17 protein-coding genes are annotated in these 19,220 nt (G+C 61.9%); 8 read left to right on the top strand and 9 right to left on the bottom strand.

Going from position 1 to position 19,220, the window contains the following annotated elements:
• Positions 1-58 precede the first annotated feature (58 nt).
• Positions 59-1,141 (bottom strand): branched-chain amino acid ABC transporter substrate-binding protein, encoded by a 1,083-nt coding sequence (locus ACIPSK_RS15930; protein WP_162117067.1) that lies wholly within the window; start codon positions 1,139-1,141, stop codon positions 59-61.
• 182 nt (positions 1,142-1,323) lie between these two features.
• On the opposite strand from ACIPSK_RS15930, the gene ACIPSK_RS15925 reads away from it, so the two are divergent.
• Entirely contained in the window at positions 1,324-1,821 is a 498-nt protein-coding gene (locus tag ACIPSK_RS15925; protein ID WP_162117068.1) for a flavin reductase, read from the top strand.
• 35 nt (positions 1,822-1,856) lie between these two features.
• Complete coding sequence (locus ACIPSK_RS15920) at positions 1,857-2,174, top strand: TfoX/Sxy family protein (RefSeq protein ID WP_162117069.1); 318 nt, start codon at positions 1,857-1,859, stop codon at positions 2,172-2,174.
• Here ACIPSK_RS15920 and ACIPSK_RS15915 read toward each other — a convergent pair whose 3' ends face one another.
• From ACIPSK_RS15915 to ACIPSK_RS15895, 5 genes are all read right to left on the bottom strand, one after another.
• Complete coding sequence (locus ACIPSK_RS15915; RefSeq protein ID WP_162117070.1) at positions 2,175-2,600, bottom strand: NUDIX domain-containing protein; 426 nt, start codon at positions 2,598-2,600, stop codon at positions 2,175-2,177. It lies immediately after the preceding gene.
• Positions 2,601-2,607: 7 nt separating this feature from the next.
• Complete coding sequence (locus tag ACIPSK_RS15910; protein ID WP_210254183.1) at positions 2,608-4,173, bottom strand: DEAD/DEAH box helicase; 1,566 nt, start codon at positions 4,171-4,173, stop codon at positions 2,608-2,610.
• Positions 4,174-4,312: 139 nt separating this feature from the next.
• On the bottom strand, positions 4,313-5,635 hold the full coding sequence (locus tag ACIPSK_RS15905) for a peptidoglycan DD-metalloendopeptidase family protein (RefSeq protein WP_162117072.1): 1,323 nt from the start codon (positions 5,633-5,635) through the stop codon (positions 4,313-4,315).
• Between the two features lie 104 nt (positions 5,636-5,739).
• A complete protein-coding gene (locus ACIPSK_RS15900) occupies positions 5,740-6,567 on the bottom strand; it encodes a DUF455 family protein (RefSeq protein WP_162117073.1) in 828 nt (275 codons plus the stop codon).
• Complete coding sequence (locus ACIPSK_RS15895) at positions 6,564-7,037, bottom strand: peroxiredoxin (protein WP_162117074.1); 474 nt, start codon at positions 7,035-7,037, stop codon at positions 6,564-6,566. The genes ACIPSK_RS15900 and ACIPSK_RS15895 overlap by 4 nt, the downstream gene beginning before the upstream one ends.
• A 124-nt stretch (positions 7,038-7,161) precedes the next feature.
• On the opposite strand from ACIPSK_RS15895, the gene ACIPSK_RS15890 reads away from it, so the two are divergent.
• Both ACIPSK_RS15890 and ACIPSK_RS15885 read left to right on the top strand, forming a co-directional pair.
• Positions 7,162-10,560: a YhdP family protein gene (locus ACIPSK_RS15890; RefSeq protein ID WP_162117075.1), complete on the top strand. Its 3,399-nt coding sequence runs from the start codon at positions 7,162-7,164 to the stop codon at positions 10,558-10,560.
• A gap of 190 nt (positions 10,561-10,750) precedes the next feature.
• A complete protein-coding gene (locus ACIPSK_RS15885) occupies positions 10,751-11,071 on the top strand; it encodes a hypothetical protein (RefSeq protein WP_162117076.1) in 321 nt (106 codons plus the stop codon).
• Positions 11,072-11,132: 61 nt separating this feature from the next.
• Here the strand turns inward: ACIPSK_RS15885 and tyrS are convergent, their stop codons facing one another.
• Positions 11,133-12,389 (bottom strand): tyrosine--tRNA ligase, encoded by a 1,257-nt coding sequence (gene tyrS, locus ACIPSK_RS15880; RefSeq protein WP_162117077.1) that lies wholly within the window; start codon positions 12,387-12,389, stop codon positions 11,133-11,135.
• 128 nt (positions 12,390-12,517) lie between these two features.
• On the opposite strand from tyrS, the gene ACIPSK_RS15875 reads away from it, so the two are divergent.
• Complete coding sequence (locus tag ACIPSK_RS15875; RefSeq protein ID WP_017964459.1) at positions 12,518-13,636, top strand: anhydro-N-acetylmuramic acid kinase; 1,119 nt, start codon at positions 12,518-12,520, stop codon at positions 13,634-13,636.
• A complete protein-coding gene (locus ACIPSK_RS15870) occupies positions 13,633-14,172 on the top strand; it encodes a GNAT family N-acetyltransferase (protein WP_162117078.1) in 540 nt (179 codons plus the stop codon). The genes ACIPSK_RS15875 and ACIPSK_RS15870 overlap by 4 nt, the downstream gene beginning before the upstream one ends.
• A 13-nt stretch (positions 14,173-14,185) precedes the next feature.
• On the opposite strand, the gene ACIPSK_RS15865 is transcribed toward ACIPSK_RS15870, so the two are convergent.
• Positions 14,186-15,361 (bottom strand): acyltransferase family protein, encoded by a 1,176-nt coding sequence (locus tag ACIPSK_RS15865; RefSeq protein WP_162117079.1) that lies wholly within the window; start codon positions 15,359-15,361, stop codon positions 14,186-14,188.
• A gap of 144 nt (positions 15,362-15,505) precedes the next feature.
• Positions 15,506-16,183 (bottom strand): alpha/beta hydrolase, encoded by a 678-nt coding sequence (locus ACIPSK_RS15860; protein ID WP_003559715.1) that lies wholly within the window; start codon positions 16,181-16,183, stop codon positions 15,506-15,508.
• 217 nt (positions 16,184-16,400) lie between these two features.
• Here ACIPSK_RS15860 and ACIPSK_RS15855 point away from each other — a divergent pair, with 217 nt between their 5' ends.
• On the top strand, positions 16,401-17,618 hold the full coding sequence (locus ACIPSK_RS15855; RefSeq protein WP_162117080.1) for a cysteine desulfurase family protein: 1,218 nt from the start codon (positions 16,401-16,403) through the stop codon (positions 17,616-17,618).
• A gap of 93 nt (positions 17,619-17,711) precedes the next feature.
• Positions 17,712-19,181 carry a Fe-S cluster assembly protein SufB gene (gene sufB / locus ACIPSK_RS15850; RefSeq protein WP_162117081.1) on the top strand — a complete coding sequence of 490 codons (1,470 nt, stop codon included), beginning with the start codon at positions 17,712-17,714 and terminating at the stop codon, positions 19,179-19,181.
• The last annotated feature ends 39 nt before the right edge of the window (positions 19,182-19,220 follow it).

The raw sequence follows: 19,220 nt of genomic DNA, 5'->3' as shown, positions 1-19,220 counted from the left end.
ATCTTACTCCGTATGGGCCGCCAGAGTGCGGGGCCTGAATTCAAAGCAGGCGCGCCGTTCATTGCGTCGGCGCGGCGGGTGGAAAAAAGCCGTTGCCCCGCCATTCGAGCAGGCGGTAGGGATTTTGCGAAAGTTCATGCGCACCGGTGAAGGCAATAGTGCCGACCGGTGTCTGGAATGTCGTGCCGAGAAGCGTCTCCTGGAGGGGTTTGCCCGCCGCAACGGCGGCTTGCCCGGCCTGGCCGGCAATGAGGGCGGCGGCCAGCGAAGGCAGGACATAACCTTCCGGCTCGACGCCTTTGGCATGCAGCGCGCCGGCAGCAGCCGTGCCTTCCGGCAGCATGGCGTATTCGGGCAGGGCGACGGCGCGCACGCCTGAATTCAGCGGCAGCGGCTGGTCGGCAGCGCGCATGGCATCGCCGCCGAGGATGGAGAGCTGGATGTTCTCGGCCTTGGCGTCGCGGGCGATAACGGCGACGTCGTTGCGGTCGCCGCCGATGAAGACCCTGGTGGCGCCGGCCCGTTTCAGGCGGCGGACCAGGGCAATCTGCTGCTCCTGTCCCGGACGGTAGGTATCGGTAAAGACCGGCTTCAGGCCGTTCTGCTCCAGCGCATTGCGCACCGATTCCGTCAGTTCGCGGCCATGAATGGTGCCGTCCTCGATCAGGGCGATCGGATCAGCGGCCCAGTCCTTCAGGATCACCTCGATGATCTTTGCCGCCTCGGCACCGTCGGCGGGCGCCGCCCGGAAGAGCGGCCAGCCGTTCTTCAACGCATCCTCCATCAGGATGCGGGAGCGCACGGAGACGGTGATCGCGGGAATATTGGCGTCCTTCAGCTTCGGCAGCGCGCCTTCGAGCGTTTCGCTGCAGAGAAAGCCGATCGCGACCTGCACCTTGGCGTTGACAAGCGCATCGGCAACCGCAGCACCGCTATTGTCTTCGCAGGTCTCGTTGATGGCGACCAGAGTATTTCCCGACTGCTGGATCTCGAAGCCGGCGCCCGCGGCAATCTGGGCGCCGAGGAGGGCGAGCGGGCCGTTCTGAGGGGCGACGACGCCGATCGTCACGCCGGCCGCATGGCTTTCAGCCGCCGCTCCCAGCAGCGCCAGAAAAGCTGCTATGCCACGCAGGTTGATCATGAAAGGCGGAGATCCCTAGCCATCGTCCATGCCCTTTTATCCGCAAGGCCGCGATCGTCAAAGAAAAACAAGCGCAACACGGCGCTTTTCACCGGTCCTATTGTAGAAAAGGTAACCGATGCTCGCCATATTGGCGCGATGGCAAGACAATCCAGGCAAAAAGCGCGCGCACGGAGAAGCAGGTGTTGAACAGGCAGCATATCGACCCCGGCCTGTATCGCGACGCCATGAGCCGTTATGCCGGCCATGTACAGCTCGTGACGACGGCCTTGGAAGGCGTGCGCCGCGGCGTTACCATTACCGCCGCCTGCTCGGTCTCCGACAATCCGGCCTCGGTGCTGATCTGCCTCAACAACACCAATCCGAAGAACGAGATCTTCTTCCGAAGCGGCGTCTTCGTGCTCAACACGCTTGGCGCCCATCACCAGGCCGTTGCCGACGCTTTCTCCGGGCGCACCGCGCTTACCAATGACGACCACCGCTTCGCCAGCGCCCGTTTCGACACACTCGTCACCGGCGCGCCGGTTCTCTTCGATGCGCTCGCCGCCTTCGATTGCCGGGTGACCGACATCAAGGAAATGCCGACGCACAATGTCGTCTTCGGTGAGGTCGCGGCCGTCCGCTTCAGCGAAAAACACCCGGCGCTGATCTATATGAACCGGGATTATCACGCGCTGTGATTTTCACAGCGATCGAGATTTCAAGGGGATAGAGGATGGACAATGCCGGGATCGAGGAAATGTTTCAGGGGCTCGGGCCAGTCACGATCAAGTGCATGTTCGGCGGTAAAGGCATCTATCATCTTGGACGGATCATCGCGCTTGAAGTGCGCGACGAAATGCTGTTGAAGGCCGACGAGACGAGCGCACCTGAATTTGCCGCCGCCGGGGCCACGCAATGGACCTATGAGGGCAAGAAGGGCAAGCCGGTAAAAATGCCCTACTGGTCGATCCCTGACGAGGCCTATGACGATCCCGATCTGATGGCGAAATGGGTGCGGCTTGCCTATGAGGCGTCGCTTCGCGCCGAATAGCTATTCGCCCCGTGCTGCAGCCGGCAAGGCTGCTATCGCGGCCTTGGTGAAGGCCGACAGCGGCTCGGGCAAATCGGTCAGGGGAAACCAGCCGAAATCCGAAAGCTTGTCCGGTTCGGTGAGTTGCGGCTCGCCCTCGATGTCGCGGGTGACATAGAGCAGAGAGATCCAGTGCTGGCGGTCGGCGTCGATGATCTGCTCGGTCATGCCGAGCCGTTCGATACGACCGATCACGAGGCCGGTTTCTTCCTCGGCCTCGCGGCGAGCGGCTTGCTCCGCCGGCTCCATGTGATCGACCTTGCCGCCGACAATATTCCAGTAGCCGGCTTCAGGTGCGCGCAAGCGCTTGTAGAGAAGGATTTTGGCGCCGCGCAGAATTACCAGGCCGACGCCGAAGCCCGGAAAATCAAGGCCGGGCCTGCCCATTGGATGTTCAGACCTTGGCGCTGCCGGCGATCAGCATGAAGGCCGGGATATCGTCGCCGAAGCCGACCGGGGTCGGGCCGTCGTCGTGGTCGCGATGACGGCGGCGGTCGCGGCTGTCATCATTTGCCGGGTAAGGCCGACTGTTACGCGCATTGTTCTGCGGCTTCTGCTCTGCTTTGCGCTCGTTCTTCACGATGTCGGCCTTTACTGGTGCTGCTTCAATCACGTCGACGCCATTATCCCGTATGTCGTTGTCAGATTTATGACTCGCGGCGGCGCGATTGCCGCGTCCGCGTCCACGATCCTTGTCGCCATTCTCTCTCGGCGCACGATCTCGGCCTGCACCATCTCTGGCGCCACGCTCGCGGCTGTTGCGGCGCGGGCGTTCGCTGTCCCGGCTGTCTTCTGCCGGCGGCGGCAGCGACGTCAGGTCGCCGCTCAGCCATTCGACCTTTTCGCCGATCAGCTTCTCGATGGCGTCGACGAACTTCGTGTCGCGCTTGGTGACGAGAGTAAAGGCGGCACCCGAGCGGCCGGCACGGCCGGTGCGGCCAATGCGGTGGACGTAATCCTCGGAATGGATCGGCACATCGAAATTGAAGACGTGGCTGACATCAGGGATATCGAGGCCGCGGGCGGCGACGTCGGAAGCGACCAGAAGCTGGAGATTGCCGTCACGGAAACTCTGCAGCGTCATCGTGCGGGAACGCTGGTCCATGTCGCCATGCAGGGCGCCGACCGAGAAGCCGTGGCGTTCGAGCGAACGGAAGAGATCGGCGACATCCTTCTTGCGGTTGCAGAAGATGATGGCGTTCTTGAGTTCGGTCTGGGCGCGGACGAGTTCGCGCAGGACGGCGCGCTTTTCGTAATCCTTGCCGTGCGAGGCGACGAAACGCTGCGTCACGGTCGCTGCGGCGGAAGCCGGCTTTGCGACCTCGATGCGCTCGGGGTTCTGCAGGAAGCGGTCCGCGAGCTTCTGGATCTCCGACGGCATGGTTGCCGAGAAGAACAGAGTCTGGCGGGTGAACGGGATCATCTTGGCGATGCGTTCGATATCGGGGATGAAACCCATGTCGAGCATGCGGTCGGCCTCGTCGATGACAAGGATCTCGACGCCACTCATCAGGAGCTTGCCGCGCTCGAAATGGTCGAGCAGGCGGCCGGGCGTGCAGATCAGCACATCGGCGCCGCGCTCGAGCTTGCGGTCCTGGTCTTCGAAGGAAACGCCGCCGATCAGGAGGGCGACGTTGAGGCGGTGGTTCTTGCCGTATTTCTCGAAATTCTCGGCGACCTGAGCGGCGAGTTCGCGCGTCGGTTCGAGAATCAGCGTGCGGGGCATGCGCGCACGCGCACGGCCCTTTTCGAGAAGCGACAGCATCGGCAGCACGAAGGATGCCGTCTTGCCAGTGCCGGTCTGCGCGATGCCGCAAATATCGCGGCGCTCGAGCGCAAACGGGATGGCTCCCGCCTGAATAGGCGTGGGGATCGTGTAGCCCGCATCCGTAACAGCGGATAGCACTTTTTGGCTCAAGCCAAGGTCAGCAAATGTCGTCAAAGGGAAAACTGTTTCCATTCAGGTTCGGCCGAACTCTGAACGAGTCGGCGGGATTGCGTGCCGCAATGCAGCGCGACATAGCCCCGAATGGCCGGCAAGTCAAGAATTAGAGACGCCGCACCCATTGCAGAGTGAAGCGTTGGTTACCGGGCAGGAGTTACTTGATATAGGTGGCGAGTTTAAGGCCGGCATTCATGAAATATACTGGATCGACGGGATTGCCGTCCTGTCGCACTTCATAGTGCAGGTGGGTGCCCGTCGAGCGGCCGGTGCTGCCCGCAAGGCCGATGACGTCGTTGCGATCGACTGTGTCGCCGACCTTGACCAGAACCTCCGACATATGCCCGTAGCGCGTCGAGATGCCGTTGCCGTGATCGACCTCGACCATGTTGCCGTAGCCGCCGGTCCAGCCGGCCGAAATCACCTTGCCGGGCGCCGTCGGGCGGATCCTTTCGCCCGGCGAAAAGCGAAAATCGATGCCGGAATGGAGCGCGAGGCGGCCGAGGAACGGATCACGGCGGTTGCCGAAGGGGCTGGTCACGTCCTTGCCGATAGCGGGATTGCGGAACGGCAGGGATTCGGCGGTGCTGCGCACTGCCTCGAGCCGGGTCAGTGCGCCATCGAGCGCAACCAGCGAATTGTTGAAGCCGTCGTTGCTTTCAGGCTCGACATAGGGGCCGCCGACCGCATCGTCATCGTCTTTGCTGGCAGCGCTCTCGGGCATCGGAATCTTGAAGCGGGTCAGCACGGTCTCGATGGCGTTGGCGGCATTGCCGGCATCGCTCGTCAGCTGTTCGACCCGGCTGCGCTGATCCTGTTCGACATCTTTCAGCGACAGCGTCACCTTGGAGAAGATGCGGTCGGCGCGGTCGCCGACCGTGTCAGTGGCCGGCACATAGGCGAGCGTCGAATTGTCCGGCGTCGCATCGGCGGGCGCGCCGCTCGCCAGCTGTTTCTCGATCGCCTCGATGCCGCCAGGGTTAAGCGATGCACGCTTGTCCTTAATATCGGGCGCATAAGAAGACTGAACGGGGGAAGTCGGCGCGGGCAGGGCGCCGTCCTTTTCCGTCAGGCCGGAGCTTTCGGCCCGGTCGAGCAGATTGTCGAGTTTGCCATGGCGCGAGGTGAGCGCCATTTGCTGCTCCATCAGCTTGTCGACCTTGTCTTCGACCACCTGCTGATCGAGAAGCTGGCGGGAGGTGATGCGGTCGACCTGCGCGCGGAGGGCGGCGATGCGGTCTTCATAGTCGTGCTGCATGCGCGCCTGGCGGGCCATGGTGGCGCCGATCAGATCGTCGCGCAGCACGAGATAGGACGTGGCCAGGAGATAGCCGATCGAGAAGACGCCGACGAAGCAGAGGGCCAGCGCAGCCATCCACGGCCGGACCGTCATATGGCGGACCTTGTCGCCGCTTGCCAGGATGAGGATATGTTCCTGCGCCCGTCTGCCGAATACCCGGTGCTGATGTCCGCTGTTCACGCAGGCTCTCCCGATTGATGCTCTACGCCTCTTTCGGAAATTAGACACCGTTATGGTTAATGAATGCTTTCATTGTCGCCGGCGCATCATAAATTTCAGTGACTTCAAGCGTGGCTGATCGATGCGAGCGAGCGGTAGAAGGACGGCGTCAGCCCAGCCTCGGCGCGGGCAAGGTCGTTGAAAGGCGGCTTCAGCGGTCCGCGGAAATTTGCCCGCACCAGCTCCTGGAAGGCTTTTGCAGGGTCGCGCTTCTCGCGGGCGCAGAGGAAGCGGAACCATTTGGCGCCGACGGCGACATGGCCTTTCTCGTCGTTGTAGATGACGTCGAGGACATCGGCACTTTCGAGATCGCCGGTCTGGCGCATCTTCGCCTGCAGCGACGGCGTGACGTCGAGGCCGCGGGCCTCCAGGATCAGCGGCACGACGGCGAGCCTTGCCGTCAGATCGTTGCGGGTCGAATGGGCCGCCTGCCAGAGCCCGTCATGGGCAGGCAAATCGCCGTAATCGGCGCCGAGATCGTTGAGCCTGGCGCGCACCATGCGGAAATGCTTCGCCTCCTCGAAGGCGACCTGCATCCAACCGTCGAAAAAGGAATTCGGCACCTGCTCGGTCGCGAATCGCGCGACGATATCGAGCGCCAGATCGACGGCGTTGAGCTCGATATGGGCGATGGCGTGGAGCAGCGCGATCCGCCCTTTGAGCGTATGCAGCGAGCGCTTCTCCACCTGGGTCGGCGGCGTCAGCATCGGTTTCTCGGGACGGCCGGGCCTGTCGGGCAGGGCCGCATCGAGCGGCGAGCGCAGCGACACCCGGCGGGCGAACCAGCGGGTGGCGCTTTCCTGCGCAACTGCCGTCTTGCGGTCGAGATCGGCCGAACTGATCGCATCGATGGCGCCGCCGCGCAGCGAGGATATCGTGAGATCCCCAGTCACGCCGTCAGGTTCCTCACGGCCTCAAGGACGGTTTCGGCATGGCCCTGCACCTTCACCTTCTGCCAGATGGTGGCGATCGTGCCGTCCTGGCGGATCAGGAAGGTGGTACGCTCGACACCCATGAAGTTGCGGCCGTACATGCTCTTTTCCTTCCAGACGCCATAGGCCTGCAGCGTCGTCTTTTCCTCGTCCGAGGCAAGCGCCACCGAAAGACGGTGCTTCTTGATGAACTTGTCATGGCAGGCGGCCGAATCGGGCGACATGCCGATGACGGCAGCACCCGCCGCTTCGAACTCGGCCGCCAACGCGGTGAAAGCCAGTGATTCGGCGGTGCAGCCCGTGGTGTCGTCCTTGGGATAGAAGAACAGCACGAGCGGTTTGCCGTGGAATTCGGCCAGCGAAACGCGGCCGCCGCCGTCGCGGGGAAGGTTGAAATCAGGGGCCGAGACACCGATGCCGGGAACCGCCATTGGGAAAACCTTTCTTTTGCCGGGTTTGTGGATGACACTTACTCTCCCCGAATTATATAGTGGACGGATACCCGTCCAGCATGGCCGGGTTCAATTCTTCAGTTAAGGGAGAGCCCGAGGGCGCATGTCAGCCATCCGCGGCGAAAAGGTCACGTTTCGCAAGAAGGATATCGTTGCGCTGGACCGCTTGCCGTCCGCCCAGGCCGAGGATCCGATCATCGTTCATTGCCCGCCGCCGCGTTCGCCGATGCGCCGCACGGCGAAGCTGACCTCAGGATTCCTGGGACTGATCCTCGTTATTCTCGCTGCCATCGTTTTCACCGTCGAGAGCGGCATGTTCGACAAGCCGCTGTCGCAGCAGGCGCAGGCGGCGCTGAATGGCGTGGCCGGACCGCGCTACCGCGCCGAGGTCGGCTCCACCGTCATCCGCTTCACCTCGGATTTCCGGCTGGCGCTGGAAGCGCGCAACGTCAACATGATCGACCAGGAGAGCGGCCAGCACCTGTCGACGACGGGTTCGGTGCGCCTGGGGCTCGATCCGCTGCAGCTTTTCCGCGGCCGCATCGCCGTTACGGACATCGAAGCGGAGGATATCGCGCTCGATACCGCGCTTCTGCCCTCCGGCAATCCCGTCAAGCTCGACGATCTGCGCATCGACGCCGTGCCGGCGGCGATGGAGAAGATCTTCTCGCAGTTCGATATGTTCGACAGCATCGTGACGCGCGGCTCGACGAATTCGATGCGCATCTCCGGCATCGACATCAAGCTTGCCGATACCGCCAACGGCCCGCTGTCGCTGGTCATCGACAATCTCGTCTTTGCCCATGCCGGTCCGTCGTCGCTGCAATTGACCGGCGAAGTCGCGCTCAACGGCGAAGTGGCGGAGCTCGATGTGCTGGCCGAGAAGGACGGCGGCCACGTGTCGAAGGTCGTTGCGACGCTGAAGCATGCCGACCTCACGCCCTTCGGGCTGAAACGCAACGATCAGGGCGCAATACGGCAGGGGCTCAGCGCCTTTGCCGACCTCACGGTGTCGGCCACCAGAGGGCGCGATGGCGTGCAGCCGGCGCTTGCGGCGACAATCGACATCGATCCCGGCCAGATCTATGCCGACGGCGATCCGCAGGAGCTGTCGGGCGGGCAAATCAATCTCGTCTACGATTTCGCCAAGCAGACGATCGAGATCGCCCGATCGAACGCTCGATTCGGCGCGACCAAGCTTCCCATCAACGGTGCGCTGATCGATCTCGATAAGCTCGACCCGCAGGCGGGCAAAGGCTTCGGCATCGACCTGCTCGTCAGCGGCGGCACGGCAGCCCCCGGCGGCTCCGGCGAGCCGCCGCTCTCCTTCGACATCCAGGCGACCGGGCGCTACATGGTCGCCGGCCGTGAATTCCAGTTTCCCAACATAACCGCTTCCAGCCCGCTCGGCGCGCTCTACGGATCCCTGCACGTCAAACTCGGCGACAAATCGCCGGAAATCAGCTTCGCCGGCCAGTCGGCGCAGCTGCAGACGACAGCCATCAAGCAGCTCTGGCCGTTCTGGATGGCGCCCAAGGTGCGCACCTGGTTGCACGGCAATCTCTTTGGCGGCACCGTCACCAACGCTTCCATTTCCGTCTTCATTCCGTTCGGCAGGTTGGACGAGGCAGCCGGCGGCAAAGGATTGAAACTCGACGCCAACCAGATCCGCATCGGCTTCGACATTGCGGGCGCGCGGATGAACGTCGCCGGCGACATTCCGCCGATCCGCGACACGTCAGCGCATTTCGACCTGAGCGGCCCGGTTGCGACGATCGCGATCAAGAACGGCACGTCCTATTTCCCGTCCGGCCGGTCCGTCGCTCTCGGCCAAGGGACGTTCATCTTGCCCGCCACCTACGATAAGCCACTGATGGCTGATATCGATCTTGCGGTGTCCGGCCCGGCAGATGCCGTCGGCGAGCTTCTGACATACAGGCCGATCCGGGTGCTGCAGCGCGCTGGCTTTACGCCCGACGATCTCAAGGGCCGGATCGAGGCGAATGTGAAGGCCCATTTCGGCCTGCTCTCCTCGCAAAACCCGCCGCCGGCCGAATGGACGGCGGCAATGAAGCTCACCGACGTCGATCTTGCCAAGCCGTTTTCCGGCCGGATGATCAGCAATCTCGACGGCACGCTGAACGGCAATCCGAAACGGATCACGCTCGACGCCAAGGCCCAGATCGACGGCGTCCCGGCCGATATCGATCTTACCGAACCGGTCGAGGCATCCGATACAGCGGCGCGGCAGCGGGTGATCACCGCGACGCTGTCCGAGGACCAGCGCAACAAGCTGATACCCGGCCTCTCCGGCATCGTCGGCGGCAGCGTGAAGATGGTGTTGACGCGGATCGACGACGACCGGCAGGACGTCCAGCTCGACCTCACCAAGTCGCTGCTCGAATTGCCTTGGATAGGCTGGTCGAAGGGCAGCGGCATTGCCGCCACGGCCGAATTCGAAACGTCAGGCCCGGCCGACAATACCCAGATCAAGAACTTCCGCCTGAAGGGCGACGGTTTCGGTGCCAGCGGATCGTTGAACATCGGCAAGGGCGGGCTGATCTCGGCCGATTTCGATAGCGTCAAGCTCTCCTCGCTCGACGATTTCGCCCTGTCGGTGAAACGCGGCAAGGGCAATTTCGACGTCTCGGTCTCCGGCGACAGCGCCGATGCGCGGCCGGTCATCCAGCGGTTGAAATCGGGCTCGGGTGACGATGGTGATGGGGATGCCGGCGACACCGGCGTATCCGTGCGCGCCAGGCTGAAAAACGTCATCGGCTTCAACGACGAGAAAGTCGGCAATTTCCAGGCGCAAATATCACTGCGCGGCGACAAGCTGCAGACGCTCAATTTTTCCGCCGTTACCGATAGCGGCGAGGCGGTGGTCAGCCAGATGCAGGACGGCGGCGTCATCAACATCACCAGCGGCGATGCCGGCGCGGTATCGCGTTTCGCCGATCTCTACCAGCACATGCAGGGCGGCCTGCTCAATCTGGCGATCCGGCTGGGGGCGGAGGGCGGCTGGGACGGCTCCCTCGATGTGCGCCGCTTCGCGATCGTCAACGAACAACGGCTGCGCTCGATTGTCTCGACGCCCGTTGGAAGTGAGCAGCGCAGCCTCAACGAGGCCGTCAAGCGCGATATCGATACGTCGTCGCAGCGCTTCCAGCGCGGCTTTGCCCGTGTCGTTTCGCGCAATGGCATGGTCGGCATCGAAAACGGCGTGCTGCGCGGCGACCAGATCGGCGCAACCTTCCAGGGCATCGTGCGCGACCGCAAGGGCAACATGGACATGACCGGCACCTTCATGCCGGCCTACGGCCTCAACCGCCTCTTTGCCGAACTGCCGTTGATCGGCGTTATCCTCGGCAATGGCAGCGATCGCGGCCTCATCGGCATCACCTTCAAGTTGACAGGCAAGTTCGACCAGCCGAACCTGCAGATCAACCCGCTGTCGATCATCGCGCCGGGTGTTTTCCGGCAGATCTTCGAATTCCAGTGAGGGGAAGCAGTCACAGCAGAGGTCGTGGCGGGCCGCCGGCACGATACCGGCGATAACCAGGCATCGAGCATGACAGGTGTGGCGTTCGTCTTCATCTGTCGAGCGCGATTGACAAGTCCGTCATCGACGCTCAACTTGATTTAGAAAAATCTGATATAATGGTCCCGGCCAGGAAGCAACGGCCGGTGCAATGTCGGAGGATGCCATGCAGTGCGCCCGGACAGTTTCTTTCGCGTCGGCCGCCATGATGGCCGTCACGATTGCCGACGTGTCGCTTTCCGCGGAAAAGGGCGTGCGGCTGAAATCGCAGGAGGCGGTCATCCGTTCCGACCACGTCCTGATGGTTCCTCTGGACGCGGAAATGACGCCGCCGATCTTCTCGATCAGCTGGTGGTCGCGGGTGAAGCCCGCTTCAAGCGTCGATCCACCCGGCTATCTTCTTAAGAAACCAGACGAGATGACCCGAAATGCCGGCGTTGAGCTGAATGATCTTGCTCGCCGACCCGAATAGTGAGGCAAAGAAGAAGCCGGCGCAGGCGCCGGCTTTGATATCGGTTCGGAATTGAAGCCGCTTACGCCGCGCGGCGGATGAGGATGTGCTTCTTCTTGCCGAGCGAAAGCTTGATGACGCCGTCGGTCGTGATTTCGCCGCTGCCGATCATCTTGCGCTCGTCGCTGACCGCCTCGTCGTTGATGCGGATGGCGCCGCCCTGGACGTGACGGCGGGCTTCGCCGTTCGATGAGGCAAGGCCGGCGCGAACGATCAGCGACAGCAGGCCGATGCCGGCGTCGAGCTCGGAGGCGGGCACGTCGACCGACGGCAGGTTTTCCGAGAGGCCGCCTTCCTCGAAGGTCTTGCGCGCCGTTTCGGCGGCCTGTTCAGCGGCCTCGCGACCGTGCAGGATTGCCGTTACCTCGGTCGCAAGGATCTTCTTGACCTCGTTGATCTCCGAACCGCCGAGTGCCGAGAGCCGGGCGATTTCATCCATCGGCAGCGTGGTGTAGAGCTTCAGGAAGCGCGAGACGTCGGCATCCTCGGTGTTGCGCCAGTACTGCCAGAAATCGTAGGCCGAGAGCATGTCGGCATTCAGCCAGACAGCGCCCGTCGCCGACTTGCCCATCTTGGCGCCCGACGATGTCGTCAGCAGCGGCGATGTCAGCGCATAGAGCTGCGGTGTGCCCATGCGGTGACCGAGATCGATGCCGTTGACGATATTGCCCCACTGGTCCGAACCGCCCATCTGCAGGCGGCAGTCGTAGCGCTTGGCAAGCTCGACGAAGTCGTAGGCCTGGAGGATCATGTAGTTGAATTCCAGGAAGGACAGTGACTGTTCGCGGTCGAGACGCGTCTTGACGCTGTCGAAGGACAGCATGCGGTTGACCGAGAAGTGCTTGCCGACGTCGCGCAGGAATTCGAGATAGTTCAGCGAGCGCAGCCATTCGGCATTGTTGATCATCAGCGCGTCCTTCGGACCTTCGCCGTAATTCAGGTAATTGGAGAAGACGCGCTTGATCGAGGCGATGTTGCCTTCGATCGTATCGACGGTCATGAGCTGGCGCGCTTCTTCCTTGAAGGAGGGATCGCCGACCATGCCGGTGCCGCCGCCCATCAGCGAGATGGCGCGGTGACCGGTCTTCTGCATCCAGTGCAGCATCATGATCTGGATCAGCGAGCCGGCATGCAGGCTGGGCGCCGTCGGATCGAAGCCGATATAGGCCGTCACAGTTTCCTTCGCGAACAGGTTATCGAGGCCGCTTTCATCGGAGACCTGATGAATGAAGCCGCGCTCTTTCAGCGTGCGGAGGAAATCGGACTTGAACTCGGACATGGCCTTCGTCTCTTGATATCTGCGCTCGCCCATCCGGCCTCGCGCAAGTTCGTTGTTGTTGATCTGTCGCGGCGCGTTTAGCACTGTTTTTATCAAAGTGCATCCGGGAATCGCGGGAAGGAAGCCTCATGGATGTCATCAGGACCGCGATCGGTCTGATGAGCGGCACGTCGATGGACGGAATCGACGTCGCGCTGATCAGGACCGACGGCCGCGGCTTCATCGAGCGCGGGCCGTTCATGGGCGTGCCCTATGACGCCGATTTTCGCGGTCGGCTCAAACGGGCGCTGGAAATCGCATGTCTGCTGAGCGACAGGAGCCAACGACCCGCCGAGCTTCGTGACATCGAGCTTGAACTTACCTTGCGGCATGCAACTGCCGTAACGGCATTCCTGGAGCGTTTCGGGCTTTCCGCCGCTGGCGTCGATGTTCTCGGCTTCCATGGCCAGACGGTGCTCCATCGCCCTGATGAGGCACTGACGATCCAGATCGGCGATGGGCAGGAACTTGCGAAGAGAACCGGGATATCGGTGGTCTACGACATGCGCGCCAACGACATGGTCCATGGCGGGCAGGGCGCGCCACTGGTGCCGGCCTATCATGCCGCACTTGCGGGAAAATTCCAGCAGCAGGGACAGGCGGTCTGCTTCGTCAATATCGGCGGCATCTCCAATTTGACCTTTATCGGCACCGACGGCCGGATATCAGCCTTCGACAGCGGTCCGGGCAATACGCTGATCGACCAGTGGGTGGAGATGCAAACCGGCAGAACCTATGATCCCGGCGGCGAGATCGGTGGGCGCGGCAAGGTCGTGGCCGGCCTGGCGGAACGCTATCTGCAAAGCCAGTTCTTCCGCGGCAATATCCGCCGGTCGCTGGACCGCGGCGATTTCGCGCCGCTTCGGCCGGAGGAGGCGAGCCTTGAAGACGGCGCCCGGACGCTGGCGCATGTCGCGGCTGCCTCGATCATCAAATCTGCCGGCTTCCTGCCCGAGACCCCAGCGATCTATATCGTCTGCGGCGGCGGGCGGCTGAATGCCACCGTGATGGCGGAGTTCTCGGCCATGGCCGGAGGGCTGGGATCGAGAGTATTGAGCGCCGAGGAGGCGGGCTTTGACGGCGATGCGATCGAAGCCGAGGCCTGGGCCTATCTCGCCGTCCGGTCGCTGCACGGGCTGCCGCTGACATTTCCCGGCACGACAGGGGTGGCCGCCCCGGTCAGCGGCGGCGTCATCGTGGAGGCATGATGTCGGAGACGGTCATTCTCAAGACGTCCCGGATGTGCTTCGTCATGTGGGACGAAGGCGATGCTGCCCTGGTGCAGCAGCTGCATTCGACGATGGCCACCACTCGATATCTGTCCGGTAATGCGCCGTGGAGCCTGGAGAAGGCTGAGGAGCGGCTGCGCGGCTGGTTCGAGGAGCAGGCGCGCGACGGCACGACCAAATACAAGCTTCTGGCCGAAGACGGTCAGTTTCTCGGCCGTGCCGGGATTTCAAAGTTCAGGAACGAGCAATTCGAACTCGGTTATTCCCTGCGCGAGGAGGCGTGGGGCAAGGGCCTGGCAACGGAAGCGGCGAGCGTGCTGGGTGACTGGTTCTTCGAAAGGCAGTTTGCGCAGGGCTTCATTGCCTTCACGCATCCCGACGACATCGCTTCGCAGCGTGTGCTGAGGAAGATCGGCATGCGCGAAAGCGCGCCGATCCTCATCGATGGAGTGCTGGACTCGGCTTTCGAGCTCACCGCCGAGATGCGGCCGGCAAAGCCTGAGAGCCTTTCCTGACCAGGAAAGGCCTCTAACTCTTTACAGCGACCGGCCGGACGTTGGATTCGCGTCCAGCCTGATGGCCATCCTCGACGCCCCTGACCTGGGCGATGAAGGAGAACTTCTTGCGAAGGCCAAGAATGGGCTTCTCGATGAAATGCCAGGACAGCACCGCAACGGCGAGAGCCGATGGCAGACCGACGAGATAGAGCGCCAGCGCACCATATTTCGGATAGAGGAAAACCGACGGGAACGAGCTGATCCAGATCTGCAAAAACGGGTCGTGATAGAGATAGACGCCGTAGGAGTAGTCGCCTTTCCTGAAAAAGGCCGGGATGGGCACCTCGGACAGGCCGACGAAGACGGTGATGTAAACGAGAGAGGTGATGACCAGGGGCCGGTTCATCACCGACTCCGTCGCCCGGCTGTCCAGGGTGAGGATAGCAACGATGCAAACCAGGCAGGCGGCGGCGAACAGCCATCGGGAATGCGGAATGACCGCTTTGAACTGAAAGGCGACGATGCCCATCATGAAAGCCGTTATCAGCTGGGAACCTCGGCTCATGAACAGGAAGCGCGCGATCGGCTTGATTGTATCAGGCAACAGATGGGGCATCTTCTGCACAATAAGGCCGATGACGATGTAAGCGATCGTCACCGCGAGCAGCTTGTAGCGCGTCTTGACGATGGCGGTGATCATCAGGAACGACATGATGATGTAGCAGAAGATTTCCCAGGGAACCGTCCAGAGAGCGCCGTTGACGCGCTGGCTCGGATTATCCTGGAAGACGCCCGGCAGCTCGTAATGGATCCAGCCGACGATATTCAGGAAGTATTTGAAAAACCGCTGATCGGTAAAATATTCGGCGTGGTACACGACCGTAATGATCGGCCCGATAATCAACGAGCAGACGACGATATCGACCGCAAGGGCCGGGACGATGCGCAAGCCTCGGTTGATCAGGAAATTCCGGAGGCTCAGGCGCTGTGCGCTGCCGGCGATCAGAAATCCGCTCAAAGCGAAGAACATCGGAACAAGAGCGTATTCAGTAAACCAGAATACCGACCCCCTGATGAAGTCAGTGTTCTCGGTTAACAAAAAGGAATGGGTCAATACGATGGAAAAGGCGAGCCCTATTCGAAGAAAATCGAACCCCGGACCAATACCCCTATACTTATCCAGGACTTCCCCGAACGACTTGGTCATTGCGGACCTCGCTTTTGTTAGGATCGCGAGGACCCTACCGCACTGCAATATGGATTGCAACTCGATAGGTGATCTGTTCTGGCACATCCGGCCCGGTTGTGTTCCGGGCCGTCACGGCATCGATGACGCCTGGATTTCGTGGTGTCAGCGGATCCGCTTGGCGGCCGGTTCCGGCACCAGTTCGCCGTTGAGGCGCCGGTCGAGATAGTCCTCGCATTCGCCCATCAGCGTTTCCACCTGGCCGTTGAAGAAGTGGTTGGCGTTGGCAACTGTGCGATGGGTAATGAGGATGCCCTTCTGGGTCTTCAGTTTCTCCACAAGGCCATTGACATCCTTTTCCGGCGCCACCTTGTCGGCCTCACCGTTGATGATCAGGCCGGAAGACGGGCAGGGCGCCAGGAAGGAGAAGTCGTAGGTGTTCGGCTGCGGGGCGATCGACATGAAGCCTTCGATCTCCGGCCGGCGCATCAACAACTGCATGCCGATCCAGGAGCCGAAGGAATAACCGGCGACCCAGCAGGTCTTGGAATCGGGATGCAGGCTCTGCACCCAGTCGAGCGCCGAGGCGGCATCCGAGAGTTCGCCCGCGCCGTGGTCGAATTCACCCTGGCTGCGGCCGATGCCCCGGAAGTTGAAGCGCAGCGTCGTGAACCCGCGCTTCTGGAACATGTAGAAGAGCTGATAGACGATCTGATTGTTCATCGTGCCGCCGAACTGCGGATGCGGATGCAGAATCAGGGCGATGGGCGCGCTTTTTTCCTTGGAGGGCTGGTAGCGGCCTTCAAGACGGCCGGCTGGGCCGTTGAAAATAACTTCGGGCATTGGTACTCCGGGTTTTATTTCGCGTTCGCGCTGTGTTGGACGACAACATGACTTGACTAGTGTTGTCAGCTTTTCTAAAACGCAGTTTAGAACAATTCGAAACTTGCATGGCGATCCACGCATCGTGGAACGTGTCATAAGGCAAGCCCGGCGGAAATTTCAAGAAAAATGAACCGCGGCCGCTGAAGCAAGCTCGTCAAGCGCAGGACTGAAGATCATGGCGCCGCCACGCCTTTATCTCGACTGGAATGCCACAGCGCCGCTGCACCCCGCAGCACGCGCGGCGATCATGCGCGCCATGGACGTGTTTGGCAATCCGAACAGTGTGCACGGAGAGGGTCGCGCGGCGCGTGCCGCCATCGAAGGCGCACGACGCAAGGTGGCGGCATTTGCCGGCACAGATGCCGGCAATGTGGTCTTTACCAGCGGCGCGACCGAGGCCGCCAATCTGGTGCTGACGCCGGATTTCCGCATGGGCCGCACGCCGCTTCGGCTTGGCCATCTTTATTTTTCGGCGATTGAGCATCCCGCGGTGCGCGAAGGCGGCCGCTTCGCCAGGGAGAGTATGACGGAGATCCCGGTGACGGAAGCCGGTGTCGTCGATCTCGACGCACTCTCCAAGCTGCTCGATGCGCATGACAAGGCCGCCGGCCTGCCGATGGTCGCCGTCATGCTCGTCAACAATGAGACGGGCATCGTCCAGCCGGTTGAGGCGGCGGCAAAGATCGTCCACGCCCATGGCGGCCTCTTCGTGGTCGATGCCGTCCAGGCTGCCGGCCGCGTCGCGCTTGACATCGAAAAGATCGGCGCCGATTTCATGATTGTTTCCTCGCACAAGATCGGCGGGCCGAAGGGGGCCGGCGCACTGATTGCGCGCGGCGAGGCGCTGATGCCCAGGCCGCTGATCCAGGGTGGCGGGCAGGAGCGGGGTCACCGCTCAGGAACACAGAATTCGCTGGCGCTGATCGGCTTCGGCGCGGCAGCAGAAGCCGCGGCCGACGAACTCGATGCGCGCAATGCGGCGATCGGTGCGCTACGCGAGCGCTTGGAAGCCGGCATGCGTGAGGCGGCAGTCGATGTGATGATCCACGGCGAGGGCGGCGAGCGAGTCGCCAATACGGTCTTCTTCACTCTGCCGGGGCTGAAGGCCGAGACCGGACAGATCGCTTTCGATCTCGAAGGCGTTGCCCTTTCGGCAGGCTCGGCCTGCTCATCCGGCCGGCTCGGCGAAAGCCATGTGCTGACGGCGATGGGCCGTGACGCCAAACTCGGGGCACTGCGCATCTCGCTTGGCTTTTCGACAACGGAAGAGGATATCGACAGGGCGATTGCGGCTTTCGCGAAGATCGCCAACCGACGCAGGTCGGCTGGCGAGGCCGTTTGCCCCGTGCCAAAACTTGCGGAAACGCAAATTTCCGCTTGCCAATCGGGCTGAAAAGTCCCTTTTGGCCTCTTACATAAAGGGCAAGACAATTGCCTAAACGCTACAAGCTGCCGGACCTTGTATCCGGCGAGATTGGAGAATGAGATGGCTGCCGTGCAGGAAACAATCGACCGGGTGCGCCTGATCGATGTGGATCAGTACAAATACGGTTTCGAGACCGTCATCGAGATGGACAAGGCGCCGAAAGGCCTGTCCGAGGACATCATCCGCTTCATTTCGGCCAAGAAGCAGGAGCCGGAATGGATGCTGGAATGGCGTCTCGAGGCCTATCGGCGCTGGCTGACGCTGGAAGAGCCGACCTGGGCGCGCGTCAACTATCCGAAGATCGATTTCAACGACATCTATTATTACGCTGCGCCGAAAAGCACGCCGGGTCCAAAGTCGCTCGACGACGTCGATCCGGAGCTGTTGAAGGTCTATGAAAAGCTCGGCATCCCGCTGCGCGAGCAGGAGATCCTTGCCGGCGTCGAGAAGCCGAAGATCGCCGTCGACGCCGTTTTCGACAGCGTCTCGGTCGTTACCACCTTCAAGGCAGAGCTGAAGAAGGCCGGCGTGATCTTCATGTCGATCTCGGAAGCAATCCGCGAATATCCCGATCTCGTCCGGAAATATCTCGGCTCGGTCGTGCCGACCTCGGACAATTATTATGCGACGCTGAATTCGGCTGTATTCACCGACGGTTCCTTCGTCTTCGTGCCGAAGGGCGTTCGTTGCCCAATGGAGCTGTCCACGTATTTTCGCATCAATGAGAAGGGCACTGGCCAGTTCGAGCGCACGCTGATCATTGCGGAAGAGGGCGCCTACGTCTCCTATCTCGAAGGCTGCACGGCGCCGCAGCGCGATGAAAACCAGCTGCATGCCGCCGTGGTCGAGCTGGTTGCGCTCGACGATGCCGAGATCAAGTATTCGACGGTGCAGAACTGGTATCCCGGCGACAAGAACGGCAAGGGCGGCATCTACAATTTCGTCACCAAGCGCGGCGATTGCCGCGGCGACCGCTCGAAGATTTCCTGGACGCAGGTCGAGACCGGCTCGGCGATCACCTGGAAATATCCGTCCTGCATCCTACGCGGCGACGACAGCCGCGGCGAGTTCTATTCGATCGCCGTGTCCAACGGCCATCAGCAGATCGACAGCGGCACCAAGATGATCCATCTCGGCAAGAACACGTCGAGCCGCATCGTTTCCAAGGGTATCGCCGCCGGTATTTCCAACAATACCTATCGCGGCCAGGTCTCTGCTCATCGCAAGGCGTCGAACGCGCGCAACTTTACCCAGTGCGATTCGCTGCTGATCGGCGACAAGTGCGGCGCCCATACGGTGCCCTACATCGAGGCGAAGAATTCGACGGCGCAGTTCGAGCATGAAGCGACAACCTCGAAGATCTCCGAGGATCAGCTGTTCTACTGCCTGCAGCGCGGCATCCCGACCGAGGCGGCGATCGCTCTGATCGTCAACGGCTTCGTCAAGGAAGTCCTGCAGGAGCTGCCGATGGAATTCGCCGTCGAGGCGCAGAAGCTGATCAGCATCTCGCTGGAAGGCAGCGTGGGTTAAACACGGTCTCCGTCATCCTCGGGCTTGTCCCGAGGATGA

It is taken from the genome of Rhizobium sp. LARHSG275 (assembly GCF_052871115.1).
This window is presented reverse-complemented; position numbering and strand designations above follow the sequence as displayed.

Bases quoted from the DNA above. Each gene is read 5' to 3' on its own strand.
- ACIPSK_RS15910 (WP_210254183.1), bottom strand. From the start codon at position 4,173: ATGGAAACAGTTTTCCCTTTGACGACATTTGCTGACCTTGGCTTGAGC.
- ACIPSK_RS15875 (WP_017964459.1), top strand. From the start codon at position 12,518: ATGGATGTCATCAGGACCGCGATCGGTCTGATGAGCGGCACGTCGATG.
- ACIPSK_RS15885 (WP_162117076.1), top strand. From the start codon at position 10,751: ATGTCGGAGGATGCCATGCAGTGCGCCCGGACAGTTTCTTTCGCGTCG.
- tyrS (WP_162117077.1), bottom strand. From the start codon at position 12,389: ATGTCCGAGTTCAAGTCCGATTTCCTCCGCACGCTGAAAGAGCGCGGC.
- ACIPSK_RS15895 (WP_162117074.1), bottom strand. From the start codon at position 7,037: ATGGCGGTTCCCGGCATCGGTGTCTCGGCCCCTGATTTCAACCTTCCC.
- ACIPSK_RS15930 (WP_162117067.1), bottom strand. From the start codon at position 1,141: ATGATCAACCTGCGTGGCATAGCAGCTTTTCTGGCGCTGCTGGGAGCG.
- sufB (WP_162117081.1), top strand. From the start codon at position 17,712: ATGGCTGCCGTGCAGGAAACAATCGACCGGGTGCGCCTGATCGATGTG.
- ACIPSK_RS15915 (WP_162117070.1), bottom strand. From the start codon at position 2,600: ATGGGCAGGCCCGGCCTTGATTTTCCGGGCTTCGGCGTCGGCCTGGTA.
- ACIPSK_RS15890 (WP_162117075.1), top strand. From the start codon at position 7,162: ATGTCAGCCATCCGCGGCGAAAAGGTCACGTTTCGCAAGAAGGATATC.
- ACIPSK_RS15920 (WP_162117069.1), top strand. From the start codon at position 1,857: ATGGACAATGCCGGGATCGAGGAAATGTTTCAGGGGCTCGGGCCAGTC.
- ACIPSK_RS15855 (WP_162117080.1), top strand. From the start codon at position 16,401: ATGGCGCCGCCACGCCTTTATCTCGACTGGAATGCCACAGCGCCGCTG.
- ACIPSK_RS15865 (WP_162117079.1), bottom strand. From the start codon at position 15,361: ATGACCAAGTCGTTCGGGGAAGTCCTGGATAAGTATAGGGGTATTGGT.
- ACIPSK_RS15870 (WP_162117078.1), top strand. From the start codon at position 13,633: ATGATGTCGGAGACGGTCATTCTCAAGACGTCCCGGATGTGCTTCGTC.
- ACIPSK_RS15860 (WP_003559715.1), bottom strand. From the start codon at position 16,183: ATGCCCGAAGTTATTTTCAACGGCCCAGCCGGCCGTCTTGAAGGCCGC.